The sequence below is a fragment of the Actinoplanes derwentensis genome (assembly GCF_900104725.1).
GTDB classification, from domain to species: Bacteria; Actinomycetota; Actinomycetes; order Mycobacteriales; family Micromonosporaceae; genus Actinoplanes; species Actinoplanes derwentensis.
On sequence record NZ_LT629758.1, the window covers coordinates 959,865 to 972,134 of the forward strand.

The window sequence follows — 12,270 nt, forward strand, 5'->3', positions numbered from 1 at the left end:
AAATGATTTTCATTGTAAAGTCGCCACCATGTCCAACGTCTGTGACGTGACCGGCGCCAAGCCCAGCTTCGGCAACGCCGTGTCCCACTCCCACCGCCGAACCCGGCGCCGCTGGAACCCCAACATCCAGCGCCGGCGCTTCCACCTGGCCGACGGCACCACGATCCGGCTCAACGTCAGTACCACCGTGATCAAGACCATCGACCGAGTAGGCATCGACGCCGTGTTGGCCCGGCAGCGCGCCAGGAAGGAACGTTCCTGATGGCCAGATCCACCGAAATCCGCCCCGTGATCAAACTGCGGAGCACTGCCGGAACCGGCTACACCTACGTGACCCGCAAAAACCGCCGCACCCACCCGGACCGCCTGGTGCTGCGCAGATACGACCCGATGATCCGCCGCCACGTCGACTTCCGGGAGGACCGCTGATGGCCCGCCGCAGCCTGATCGAACGAGAGAAAAAGCGACTTCAACTGGCCGCCGGGTACGCCGGCCGCCGCACCGACCTGAAGAAGCTCATCGCCACCCCCGGTACCGATCCGTCGGCCCGTACTTCAGCAGTCCGTGCGTTGTCATCGCTGCCCCGAGACTCCAGCCCCAGCCGCCAACGAAGCCGGGACCAGATCGACGGCCGCCCCCGAGGCGTACTGACCCACTTCGGCCTGTCCCGAATCCGCTTCCGCGACCTGGCCCTACGCGGCGAACTACCCGGAGTACGCAAAGCCTCCTGGTAAAGAGCCCGGCCCCGCCGTCACGGGCCCACCATCCGACGGCGGGGCCCTCGGTTCCCGCCCCAGTCCCGGTGCCAACGCGGCTTCTCGTCCAGGCCCGGGCCCCGGGTCCGGCCCTGAAATCGGCGCTGTCCCGGCTTCTGGCCCTGGACTCAGCGCCAGCCCACGTTGCGCTGCTCAGCGTGGTTCGGTGAAGCCAAAACCGAGGTTTATGCGGCTTATGTGCGGGCACTCCGTTCGCGGAGGGGGTCGACATGAACACTCAAGAGCCGGTGCGACAGCCCGACATCGAACGGCCCATCGACCTGAACGACAACCCGGCACGGGAACGTCCCAAGCCGGACGAACGGCAGCCGCAGACACCCACGCCCCCGAAGCCCACCGACTGATCATCGGCAGCCGGGTTCTGACAGCGTTCCCGGGCACTGATCAGGACCCTGGGCCGAAGCCGGCAGGTGACGCCGGCTGGCCGGTATTCCTCAGCCGCACGGTTGCAGCGGACCCGAGAGCATTGCGTCGTGGGTTTCAGTTCCCCGCCCGGCCCGATAGTACTGCGGTAAGTGGAGTCGCAGGTGAAAGGCGCCCAGAGTCGTCGGCTGAACGGGTGCGGTCGGAGTGGCTTCCCCGACCCACACTCTGGCCACGGCTCAGCGGCTATGACGTCGTGCCAGAAGCAGTCCCTTACCGACCGGGACGGTCATGCCGTCCAGCTCCGGGTCGGCCTCGATCAGGGCCAGGAACCCGGCGACCTCGTCCGGGTGGGAGAGCACGTTGTCGACAGCCAGCAACCCGCCCGCGCGCAGCACCCGCCGAGGCTCCGGCCACCAGTCCGGACAGAGCGCCCGCTCCGCGTCGAGGAACAGCAGATCCACACTCCCGTCCGGCAGCCGCTCCAGATACTCGCCACCGTCGGCGACCTCGAAGGTCACCAGGTTCCCCAGTTCCGCCCGCGCGAGATTGACCACAGTCGCCGTCGGATCCACGACGTCCACACTGATCAGATGGCCTCCGGTGTCCCGGACCGCATCCGCAAGCCACAGTGTCGACAGCCCGTTCCCGGTGCCGATCTCGACGACGTGGATCCCTCCCGAGACCCGCAGGACAAACGACAGCAGTTCAGCCGTCTCCGGTTCGACATTGCGCCGCAGCCTGCCCCAGTCCGGTTCAGTGGCGTCGAAAGCCACGCCGTCCGCATGCAACCCGTCCAGAAGACCCCGAAGAACAACATCCATGTCTATGTTGTACGACCATGGCTCGCTGGAAGCCAGCCCGTACCCCGATCGGGATCATGAATCGCCGGTCGGATTCCGGTCGACATGCTCCACCCGGCTCCTGGCAGGTCCTGAGGATCCTGAGAGCCGCACCGAATAGATGAAGACCTTTTGTTGCCACTGTGGATTCGGCGGGCCGTGAGGGTGCTCGCGGACCGGTGCCCGATGCCGCCATTCGATGACGGGTGGGCGGAAAAGGTGCTGGTGGTGGCGATCTGCCCCTGCTGGTAGGTGCTCGCATACCGCTGCTACGGTGCCAACTCGCATATTCATCAAGATCACGGGGAGAGACTGTGCGTTCACTCAAGGCTGTTCTGGGGGCCGGTGTGCTGACTGCGATGATGGCTACGGCTGGCTGTTCGGGCAGTGGCGACGCGGCCGCTTGCGAATCCATCAAGACCGAGCTGTCCAGCGTTGCCAGCAAGGGCATGCAGCAGGTCTCCGACCCGCAGGCTCTCGCCAAGACGTACACCGACGGCGCGGCGAAGGTCCGCGAGGCAGGCGCGGACGCCGGCGGCGACGTCAAGAGCGCCGCCGATTCCCTGGCCACGGTGATGGAGGACTTCGGTAAGACCCTCACCGCGGGCAACGGCCAGATTCCCGATGCGGGCGCCTTCAGCAGCGCGAGCGTCAAAGTCACCGAGGCGTGCAGCTGACCGGTCCGGAACGCCCGGCCAGCCCCGGCCGGGCGCGCCGAATCGGGGTGGTTGGGCGCGCTCAGCCACCCCGGCCGGAACGGCTCAGTGTGTTCCGGCCTCATAGCTGAGCTCGTATTTGATTGAGTGGGCGCCAGGCTTTCGAGGGGGAGGTTTGGCATGGTGATCACGGCGGCGGAGTGGATGGTGGCCGGGCGGCGGCTGGTGGCGGCTGCCGGGAGTGTCGTGGGGAACCGTTACCGGGACAACTTCGATGTTCTGCATCTCGGGAATGAGCGACCCCTGGTGGTGGTGGCGGACGGGATGGGGGATGGGCCCGGCAGTTCGGCTGCTGGGCGGACCTCTGTGGAGGTCTTCGTTCGGGAGGCGGTTCGCGGCAACGGGGCGGCGGCTCTGCGGCACGCCGTCGCCGAAGTGCAGCGGGCGGTCCGGGAAGCGGGCAGTTCCCTGCCCGACCTGACCGGTTGCACGCTGACGGCGTTCGTCGCGGACGGAAGCGGACTGGCCGGAAGCGACGCCGCCGGGAATGGTGCGGCTCGGGACGGTACCGCTGGGAACGGGTGGACCGGGGTCGGGCCCGCCGGGAACGGTGTGGGCGGGGCCGGTGTGGGTGGTGTGGGGGAAGCCGCGGCCTGGATTGTGCAGCTCGGGGACTCGCGGGTTTATCGGGTGCGGGATCGGTGTTTTGAGTTGCTGACCACTGACCACACTGCGGCCTGGCTGGGGATGCTCAACGGGTGGTATGCGCCGGGATCTCGGGAGGCCCAGCGAGATCGGTATCGGCTGACCCGGTATGCCGGTCATCCGGGGATGCCGGAGCCGGATCTGCTCAACGTCAGTCTGCGGGCTGGGGATCTGCTCCTTCTGTGCACGGACGGGGTCTCCGATCAGATCGACGACCGGACCTTGGCGCAGGTGCTGGACGGTTCGGTGGACCCGGCGGTGCTGGTGGAGCGGCTGCTCATGCGGACGCTCGACAACGGGGGCGACGACAACGCGACGGCCGTGATCATTGCGGTGCGGTGAGGCGGCGGAGGGCGAGCACACCGCCGATTCCGGGGATCAGGGCCAGTAGACGGGTGAAGGGGGAGGCTCGAGGATGGCGCAACGTGAAGATCACCACGATCAGGTAGGCGCAACCGTGCACCGGGCCGCCCAGTGAGGTGATCACCTGGAGGTGGACGGTGGCCAGGTTGAGCAGCAGGGTCGCGAGCGACAGCAACTCGGTCCAGGACGCGATGCGCAGGATCGGGTAGCGGGGGTCGGGCATGGTCAGGCGCCCGTCGTCGAGCCGGGGCGGATGATCATCAACACCGTCACGGTGGCCCAGAGCAGGTTGAAGACTCCGGTCGTCATGCCGAGGCGGGACGCCGGGAACGGCTCTCCGGCCAGTACTCGTTGCTGGCCGGGCAGGATCACCAGTGCCAGGATCAGGGCGGCCGCGCCGGTCAGTCCGATGGAGATGATCAGCCAGGTGTCGCCGAGTACGCCGAGGCTGTTGGCGGTGGCCAGACCGAAGACCGGGACGGCTACACCGAACAGGCTGTACACGCGGCAGATCCGGTGCAGTAGCCGCAGCGTCGTCTCGCGGGCCTCGGCGCGGCGGGCGGCGGCCGGGAACATGCTGGCCGCGACGGTCACCGGTCCGATGGCGATGATGGCGGCCAACACATGGAGGGAGAGCAGGAGCTTTGTCACGCCGAGAGACGCTATCGACGGGTTCCCGGACCCGGAACTGGCTGGATTGCCCACCTCCAACGGATTCTGGCCAACCGGTCGGTAGGGTGTCGGCCATGCATGTGGTCGCCGTTCTGGCGCTGGATCAGGTCATCCCCTTCGATCTGGCCACTCCGATCGAGGTGTTCACCCGGGTTCGGCTCGCCGACGGCAGCACACCGTACGAGGTGCGGGTCTGCGCGGCCACCGACTCCGTCGACGCCGGGGCGTTCACCCTGCGGGCGCCGTGGGGACTGGACACTCTGCTCGAAGCGGACACGATCATCGTGCCGGGGTGTGCGGATGTCGGCGTACCCGTACCGGAAGAGGTCTTGAATCATCTGGTGAAAGCCGCCGTAGGTGGCGCCCGGATCGCCTCCATCTGTGCCGGCGCCTTCGTCCTCGCCGCGACCGGCCTGCTCGACGGGTTGCGGGCCACCACCCATTGGCTCGCCGCCGCCGCGCTGGCGGAACGGTATCCCCGGACCGAGGTCGACCCGAATGTCCTCTACGTCGACAACGGTCAATTTCTCACTTCGGCCGGAGCTGCCGCCGGACTCGATCTGTGTCTGCATCTGATCAGGCGTGACCACGGTTCGGCCGTCGCCGCCGACGCGGCCCGGCTGTCGGTGATGCCACTGGAACGTGAGGGTGGCCAGGCTCAGTTCATCGTGCCCGACCAGCCGCCGACACCACGGGGCGCCGGGCTCGAACCCCTGCTGCGCTGGATGCAGGAGAACACCACCGTCGACCTCACCCTCGCCGATCTGGCCGCGCAGGGCGGCATGAGCATCCGGACGCTGAACCGGCGTTTCCGCGAACAGACCGGGACCACCCCACTGCAGTGGCTGCTGCGGGCCCGCGTCCGACGGGCACAGCATCTACTGGAAGCCACCGACCAGCCGATCGAGGTGATCGCCGGGCAGGTCGGATTCGGATCACCGACGGCCTTCCGGGACCGCTTTCGGCGGGTGGCAGGCACCAGCCCGCACGCCTACCGTTCCACCTTTCAGGGAGCCCGCAGATGAGTGTCCCGGTGATCGCCGGTTTTCACCCCGACCCGACGGTGTGCCGGGTCGGGGACGACTACTACCTGGCCTGTTCCAGTTTCGAGTACTCGCCCGGAGTGCCGATCTTCCACAGCCGTGACCTGTACCGGTGGGAACTGATCGGCAACGTGCTCGGCCACATCGCCGGGGCCGGGCCGTCCCAGGGCGTCTACGCGCCGACGCTCCGGCATCACGACGGCCGGTTCTGGATGATCACCACCGATGTGAGCCGGCTCCGCGACGGCCACCTGATCACGCACGCCGAACAGCCGCACGGCCCGTGGAGCGAACCGGTCTACGTGGCCGGCACTCTCGGCATCGACCCGGACCTGGCCTGGGACGACGACGGGAACTGCTATCTGACCTACGCGAGTTTCCAGGAGGGCGGCGGCATCGTGCAGGTGCGCGTCGACCCGGTCAGCGGCCGGACGCTCGGCGACGTCCACCTGGTGTGGCGCGGCACCGGACTCGCCAACACGGAGGCACCACATCTGTATCAGGTCGACGGCACCTGGTACCTGATGGTCGCCGAGGGCGGCACCGAACGCGGCCACGCCGTCACGATCGCCCGCGGGCCGACGCCCGAGGGACCGTTCGAGGCGTGCCCCGGCAACCCGATCCTGTCGCATCGCAGCACCGGCCATCCGGTGCAGAACACCGGCCACGCCGATCTGGTCCAGGCCGCCGACGGGTCCTGGTGGGCGGTCTACCTGGGCGTCCGGCCACGCGGCTTCACGCCCGGCTTCCATGTGAACGGCCGGGAGACGTTCCTGGCCGCGATCTCCTGGGCGGACGGCTGGCCGGCCTTCCACGAACCGTCACCGCCGGTGACCGCGATCGATCACTCGTTCACCGACGATTTCACCGGCCCGTCCCTTCACCCGCGGTGGGTGACACCCGGCGGAGGACTTCTCTGCGTACGGGTACCCGACCTGTCCTGGAGCGCGGAGGCCGATGTCGACCTCGATTCCGGGCCGTCCCGTCTCGTGCTGCGCCTGGACGACCGGCACTGGTACGGCCTCGTCGCCGAGCCCGGCCGGGTCAGCGCCGTGGCCCGCATCGGTGACCTGGAACAGCAGGTCGGCTCGGTTCCCGTCACCGGCGGCGTGGTCAAGCTGCGGATCGCGGCCGTCGAGCCGGCGAACGCCGGTGCGATGAGTGTCAGGGTCGGCCCCGACGAGATCGTCCTGTCGGCGGCGGGCACCGAACTGGCCCGGCTGGACGGCCGGTACCTCTCCACCGAGGTGGCCGGCGGATTCACCGGCCGTGTCCTCGGAGTCAGCGGTACCCGACGACCGGAAATGTTCACCTACAGCTCCGCGCCGGTGCCGTAATGGGATGACGCGCGTGTTACCCGTACCGCAGAAGATTTGATCGTGGGGTTGCGTCGGGTAAGTTGCGAACCCGTGGCAGATCCACTGCGATCAACCGATCCGCGGACCATCGGGCGATATCGGACGCTCAAGCGCCTGGGGCAGGGCGGGATGGGTTCGGTCTTCCTCGCGGAGGACCCGGCCGGTCGGCTCGTCGCGGTCAAGGTCATCCGCCCGGAGTTCGCGCACGAGCCGGAGTTCCGGGCCCGGTTCCGCAGCGAGGTCAACCGGGCGCGTGAGGTGCCGCCGTTCTGCACGGCCGAGGTGCTCGACGCCGACCCTGATCACGTGACGCCCTACCTGGTGGTCGAATACGTCGACGGGCCCAGCCTCGCCGAGGTGGTCGCCGAGCAGGGGGCACTGACCGGCGGAAGCCTGCACGGTGTGGCCGTGGGGGTGGGCGCCGCGCTGGCCGCGATCCACGGCGCGGGCGTCATCCACCGCGACCTCAAACCCCGCAACGTGCTGTTCGCCCTGGGCACGCCGAAAGTGATCGATTTCGGTATCGCCCGCCCGCTGGAGCCCACGAGTTTCCACACCCGGGCCGAGGAGGTCGTCGGCACCCTCGCCTACATGGCGCCCGAGCGGCTCGACCCGGAGACCGACCGGCTGCTCACCCCGGCCGTGGACGTGTTCGCCTGGGGCGCGGTCGTCACCTATGCGGGGACGGGCCGCTCGCCGTTCGCCGGGGACAGTCCCGCGGTGACCGCGGCGCGCATCCTGACGCAGCCGCCCCGCCTCCACGATCTGCCGCCCTACCTGGCCGAACTAGTCATCGCGGCGCTGGAGAAGGAACCGGAGAACCGGCCGACCGCGACGGAACTACTCGACCGGTTGCTCGTCACCGGCGGCCCGAGCGCGCCGCCGCTGCCACCTGACCTGCAACGATCGGCGGAAGCCGCCCAGCAGTCCGGGCGCTACCACACCGGGCCCCGCAAACGTCCCGGCCGCGGCCGGATGCTCGGAGTGATCGCCGCGGTGACCGCCACCGCCGTCGGAGTGGCGGTCGGCGCCGGCACCCTGCTGCGGCAGGCGCCCAGCCCGGACAACCCGACCGTGGCCGTTTCGTCGCCGGCGCGGCCATCGACGCCGGCTGTCCCGGTGATCAGCGGCCCGGCGATCTTCGATTCTCTGGCCAAGGACAGTGTCTACAACGCCGGCCCCGGCTGCGCCTACAAGAGTGGCCTGCGGGCCGTCGCCAAAGGGCCGGCCGGTGAGACCCGGTGTTCCGATTTCCTCGGCACCGTTTACCCGCCGAGCCAGAACGTCACCGTTCGCGCGACCCTGAACGACACCGATTCCTGTGCGGCCGTCTGGTTCCGGGCCGCCAGCGAAACGGAGGACGCCGGGCCGCCCGACGCTTACCGCGTCGCCGTCTGCGCCGACCGGGTCACCCTGACCAGTTACACCGGCCAGGCCGGCGAAACCACGATCATCACCGAGAAACGGGCCACCACGACCGGTACGGCACATCCGATCCAGTTGGTCGTCGACGAGGACGAGGCTACCGTCAGCATCGACGGCGAGCCGGCCCTAAGTGGTCCACTCACGGAGAACAGCCTGGTCAGCGGCCGTGTGATGTTCGGCTCGGTGGCGCCGTCCGGAAGTCGCTCGGTGGTGACCTTCAGCGATGCCGAACTCCGGTCCGGTGTGGACCCCGCCGCTCCCGCCGCTCCCGGGTTCCGGACCGGTGACGCCGCCTTCACCGCGCGGACCTACATGGTCTACAACGACGGCCGGGTGGCCATCCTCGAGCAGATGGACGTGCTCACCGGCACGGAGTACTGCGACCGGCTCGGGCTGGTCAGCACCTCACCGAAGTGCGCCGACGACTTCGTGACGGTGCCCAGCCGGATCAAGGTCAGCCTGCCGATCGCGGCGAAACCGAAGTACTTCGACTACGACGCGAACCCGAAGAAATGCACCGATCCGCAGACCCGGGTCGCCACCTGCCGGGTCTCCTTCAGCGAGTTCGCGACCGTCTCCGACAGCACGAAGGACCAGCAGGTCTTCGTGACGGTCAAAGGTGGCGAGGTGGTCTCGGTGGCCGGCCTGAACCTGGACTGACCTGCGGCGACCCGAAAATGTCGTACCCGGGCGATAGGTTCCTCCCGACCCAGAGAGCTGCACGGGAGGCCGCAGATGTACCGTCAGGGTGATGTGCTGATGATCCCGGTTGCGGAGGGCGATGTGCCCGCCACCGCACCGGTTCCCCGCGACCGGCGGGGCCGGATGGTTCTGGCTCGTGGCGAGGCCACCGGGCACGCTCACGTCGTCGGTGGTCCCGGGCTGCGGCTGCTCGCCGACGTCGACGACCCGGAGCGCATGTTCATCGACGTTCCCGAGCACGGCCGGGTCAGCCATGAGGAGCACGGGCCCATCCCGCTGCCCGCCGGGCACTACCGGGTGGTGCGCCAGCGTGAGTACATTCCGGGTGCCTTCCGCCCGGTCGCGGACTGAGGGGACCAACCGATGAGACTCACCCACGACCAGGAGGCGATGGCCGCGGCCATCGAAGACCAGTGGCTGGCCACCGGGGTCGCGACCGGGCCCGCGGAGCGAGAGACCGCCGAGGCCGGGGTACGTTTTTCGTACGCTCAAGCCGGCCTGGCGCCACCGGACCGTGTCTACTGGTTCGGCTCGCCACGCGCCGGTGCGGCCGCAGCGGCTCTGATGTCCGGGGCCCTCACGCCCGGCCCCGGCGTGCCCGCCTGGTTCATCGAGGTCCACGACGAGCTGCGCCGTCAGGGCTGGACACCGCAGGATGACGTGGGCCGCTCGGTGCGCCGTCAAGTGCGCACCGAGCCGTGGGCCGCTGCCCGCCGGGCGGCCCTGGAAACACTCGGCCCCGACGGCTGGGCGCAACTCAGTGCTGCCGCCGGCCGTCGTTCCTGGGGCCTGGTGATGGACCTGATCGCTGGTCGCGTGCGCGTGCGCCTCGGCGAGGACCTGGCCGCTGACCTGGGTCCTGCCGCCCGGACCACGCTGCTCGACGCCATCTACGGCCAGCACGACGGCACCTGGCTCAGCACCTTCGAGGCCGCCGGGGAAGTGGATCCCGCGGCCGGTCTGACGACCCGGCTGGGCGGTCTCGCCGCAGTGGCCCGGCAAGCCGGCTGGTGGTGGGCCCACGAGCGGGCCGCCGTCCTGACCGAGCGTCCCACCCTGCTGGCCCGGGACAACGTCGGCCGTATGCACCGGGGCGAGGGTGCGGCCATGGAGTTCCCCGACGGCTACGGCTTGTGGGCCTGGCGTGGCATGCCGATCCCCAGCGACCTGGCCGCCGAGTTGCCGGCGTTGACCGTGGAGCGGATCCGGCGCGAGGAGAACGCCGAGGTGCGTCGGGTGATGTTGGAGCATTTCGGATACGAGCGCTATCTGCGGGAAGCCGGGGCCCGTAAACAGGGCACCGACGAGACGGGCACGCTGTGGTGGCTCGATCTGCCCGGCGACGAACCACTCGTGATGGTCGAGGTGGTCAACTCGACTCCCGAGCCCGACGGCACCTCCCGCGTCTACTGGCTGCGGGTCCCACCCCGCACACGCTCGGCCCGCGCCGGCGTGGCATGGACGTTCGGCCTGACCGAGGAGGAGTACCAGCCGCTGCTCCAGACCTGACATCCGCCGGGCCGTGCCTTGCGCTCGGTCTTGCCTGCCGTTGGCTCTTTGCCTTGCGCTCGGCCTTGTCTTCGCTCGGCCTTGTCTTTCAGGCTGCTTGCCGCCTGGGCCTCCTTGCCGTTTGTGCCTGTTGGTCGTCAGTTCTCGGGGGCGCGGAGCGACGTGGGGGACAGCAGGTCGGTGGTGAGGAGGTCGGTGCGGCGGCGGGCTATTCCGGCGAGCAGGTCGGCCACCTGGATGCGGGGATCGTCGCGGGAGTCAGCCATCACCAAGCCGGCCAGTGGCGACACCCCGGTCGTGTGGTCGGCCAGCGCGCGGCCGAGGCGGATCAGGCGGTCGGCGGTGAGAGCACTCTGTTCGTCGTGGATCACCAGGACCTGGCGCTGGCCGTAGCCGGCCCGGTGGTCTCCGCGGTCGGCTCGGTGATCCTCGTGGTCGGCTCGGTGATCCTCGTGGTCGGTGAGGTGGTCACTGAATTTGGTGGGGTCGGTCAGGTGGCCTCTGCTGGCAGCGAGGTGGTCTCCGCGGTCGGTGACTGGTGGGCGGGTGCCGCTCCAGAAGAGGATGGTCTCGGCCAGGGCGGGGAGCATCGGTTCCAAGGGCGGTGGGATGTCCCGGTCGTCCTTGTCGAGGCGGGCCAGGATCTCCCGCACCCGAGAGCGATCCAACCGGGTGAGAACCGCCGACATTGCTGACATTGCGGTGGTGGTGCGGGCGGTGGGGTTGCCGGTGGTGGGCTCTGGCGTGCCTGTGAGGGTGGGCTGCTGGCGGGGGTCGGTGGCGAGTAGGTTGTCTCTGGCGTGGAAGAAGGCTTCGAGCACCTGTTCGGCTGGACGGCGTCGTTTGGTGCGGGCCAGGTCCTCGAAAGCGGACAGGAACGACTGCCATGGGGCGCCGGTTTGATGTGCTGCTTTGTGGAGGGCCTGGGCCTGCTGTCGGGACGCCGGCGCCAGGTGGGTGCCTGCCAAGTAGGACGGTTCGGTCAGCAGCAGGTCGAAGATTCTGGTGACCAGGAAGAACCGCTTGTCGATCAGTTCGACCCGGGCGCGGTTGTGGAGTGCGGCCAGGAACCAGCGGGTGGCCTCATCGGCGTTCGGGCGGCGGAGGAAATGGCCCGACTTGAGTTCGTGTGGTGACAGCCGGAACTCGGTGCGTAACGCCGTGATCAGGACGGCTGCCTCGTCCCGGCGTAGGTCGGTGCTGGCGTGCGTGATCATCGGCTCGGTCGAGTGGAGCAGGTTGGTGCCGGAGAAACCGGACTCGTCACAGGCGATCTCCACGATGTCGCCGGTGACCGCGGCGTCGGGTGGTAGTCCGCCCTGAAGTGGTGATCTTCCGGTTCTCTCGCCCGTCATGCCGGTCATGGTCGGCGGGAAGCCGCTCGGGGACAACCGAATTGTGCCTGGCGGCAGGTTCGGACGGAATGGACGCGGGCTCGGGTGAGATGGACACCGGCCCGTGTGGATAGGGACACAGGCCACAGTCTCGGCGGCTGGTTGGGCGACGGCTCGCGACTACGATCTTCGGATGCCACGCGCTATCCGAAAGTCCGTCCCGGGTGGCTCCGGCGCGGAGTCCGTTCCTGCAAAGGCCATTCCGGAAGCCTCTGGGCGACGTATCCGTCGGATGTTCCCCGGCTCGGCCAGGCCCGCCGCGGCGTCTGATCCGCCCGGCAACACCCCGGCCGGTCAAGGGTCCGATCGGTCTCCGGCAGCGGAGCAACCGGATGACGAACTGGTGGCGTTGGCCAGGGCGGCATCAGAGGAGACATCAGAGGCGTCCGCCAGGGCGGCAGCAGAGGTCCCCGCCAAGGCGGCAGGAGAGGCGTCCACCAGGGCGGCAGCAGAGGCGTCCGC

At 69.0% G+C, this 12,270-nt stretch carries 15 protein-coding genes; 11 read left to right on the forward strand and 4 right to left on the reverse strand.

The window, feature by feature from the left end; all coding sequences use genetic code 11:
* Positions 1-28 precede the first annotated feature (28 nt).
* The 4 genes from rpmB to BLU81_RS51405 all read left to right on the forward strand — a co-directional run bounded on the left by rpmB (position 29) and on the right by BLU81_RS51405 (position 1,120).
* Positions 29-262 (forward strand): 50S ribosomal protein L28, encoded by a 234-nt coding sequence (rpmB, locus tag BLU81_RS04255; protein ID WP_092541790.1) that lies wholly within the window; start codon positions 29-31, stop codon positions 260-262.
* Positions 262-429, forward strand: a complete 168-nt coding sequence (gene rpmG, locus BLU81_RS04260) for a 50S ribosomal protein L33 (protein ID WP_092541792.1) — start codon at positions 262-264, stop codon at positions 427-429. The genes rpmB and rpmG overlap by 1 nt, the downstream gene beginning before the upstream one ends.
* Entirely contained in the window at positions 429-734 is a 306-nt protein-coding gene (gene rpsN / locus BLU81_RS04265; RefSeq protein ID WP_092541794.1) for a 30S ribosomal protein S14, read from the forward strand. The genes rpmG and rpsN overlap by 1 nt, the downstream gene beginning before the upstream one ends.
* A gap of 251 nt (positions 735-985) precedes the next feature.
* Positions 986-1,120, forward strand: a complete 135-nt coding sequence (locus BLU81_RS51405) for a hypothetical protein (RefSeq protein ID WP_269460986.1) — start codon at positions 986-988, stop codon at positions 1,118-1,120.
* A gap of 258 nt (positions 1,121-1,378) precedes the next feature.
* Here BLU81_RS51405 and BLU81_RS04270 read toward each other — a convergent pair whose 3' ends face one another.
* Positions 1,379-1,963, reverse strand: coding sequence for an O-methyltransferase (locus BLU81_RS04270; RefSeq protein ID WP_092541796.1), 585 nt, complete (start codon positions 1,961-1,963; stop codon positions 1,379-1,381).
* A gap of 332 nt (positions 1,964-2,295) precedes the next feature.
* Between BLU81_RS04270 and BLU81_RS04275 the strand changes: the two genes are divergently transcribed.
* Positions 2,296-2,658 carry a hypothetical protein gene (locus BLU81_RS04275; RefSeq protein ID WP_157751215.1) on the forward strand — a complete coding sequence of 121 codons (363 nt, stop codon included), beginning with the start codon at positions 2,296-2,298 and terminating at the stop codon, positions 2,656-2,658.
* A 159-nt stretch (positions 2,659-2,817) separates the two neighbouring features.
* On the forward strand, positions 2,818-3,684 hold the full coding sequence (locus BLU81_RS04280; protein ID WP_092541800.1) for a PP2C family protein-serine/threonine phosphatase: 867 nt from the start codon (positions 2,818-2,820) through the stop codon (positions 3,682-3,684).
* On the opposite strand, the gene BLU81_RS04285 is transcribed toward BLU81_RS04280, so the two are convergent.
* Both BLU81_RS04285 and BLU81_RS04290 read right to left on the reverse strand, forming a co-directional pair.
* Positions 3,668-3,928 (reverse strand): DUF3817 domain-containing protein, encoded by a 261-nt coding sequence (locus tag BLU81_RS04285; RefSeq protein ID WP_092541802.1) that lies wholly within the window; start codon positions 3,926-3,928, stop codon positions 3,668-3,670. The genes BLU81_RS04280 and BLU81_RS04285 overlap by 17 nt on opposite strands.
* Before the next feature lie 2 nt (positions 3,929-3,930).
* Positions 3,931-4,356 (reverse strand): hypothetical protein, encoded by a 426-nt coding sequence (locus BLU81_RS04290; protein WP_092541804.1) that lies wholly within the window; start codon positions 4,354-4,356, stop codon positions 3,931-3,933.
* A gap of 95 nt (positions 4,357-4,451) precedes the next feature.
* On the opposite strand from BLU81_RS04290, the gene BLU81_RS04295 reads away from it, so the two are divergent.
* From BLU81_RS04295 to BLU81_RS04315, 5 genes are all read left to right on the forward strand, one after another.
* On the forward strand, positions 4,452-5,402 hold the full coding sequence (locus BLU81_RS04295; RefSeq protein ID WP_092541806.1) for a GlxA family transcriptional regulator: 951 nt from the start codon (positions 4,452-4,454) through the stop codon (positions 5,400-5,402).
* Entirely contained in the window at positions 5,399-6,757 is a 1,359-nt protein-coding gene (locus BLU81_RS04300; protein ID WP_092541808.1) for a glycoside hydrolase family 43 protein, read from the forward strand. The genes BLU81_RS04295 and BLU81_RS04300 overlap by 4 nt, the downstream gene beginning before the upstream one ends.
* Positions 6,758-6,829: 72 nt before the next feature.
* Entirely contained in the window at positions 6,830-8,863 is a 2,034-nt protein-coding gene (locus BLU81_RS04305; protein ID WP_092541810.1) for a serine/threonine protein kinase, read from the forward strand.
* A 99-nt stretch (positions 8,864-8,962) separates the two neighbouring features.
* The gene (locus BLU81_RS04310) at positions 8,963-9,256 is read left to right on the forward strand and encodes a hypothetical protein (RefSeq protein ID WP_231954141.1); all 294 of its coding nucleotides are present in this window, start codon (positions 8,963-8,965) and stop codon (positions 9,254-9,256) included.
* A gap of 12 nt (positions 9,257-9,268) precedes the next feature.
* Entirely contained in the window at positions 9,269-10,414 is a 1,146-nt protein-coding gene (locus tag BLU81_RS04315) for a DUF6745 domain-containing protein (RefSeq protein WP_197686115.1), read from the forward strand.
* Between the two features lie 137 nt (positions 10,415-10,551).
* On the opposite strand, the gene BLU81_RS50245 is transcribed toward BLU81_RS04315, so the two are convergent.
* Complete coding sequence (locus BLU81_RS50245) at positions 10,552-11,769, reverse strand: DUF3800 domain-containing protein (RefSeq protein WP_231954144.1); 1,218 nt, start codon at positions 11,767-11,769, stop codon at positions 10,552-10,554.
* Positions 11,770-12,270 lie beyond the last annotated feature (501 nt).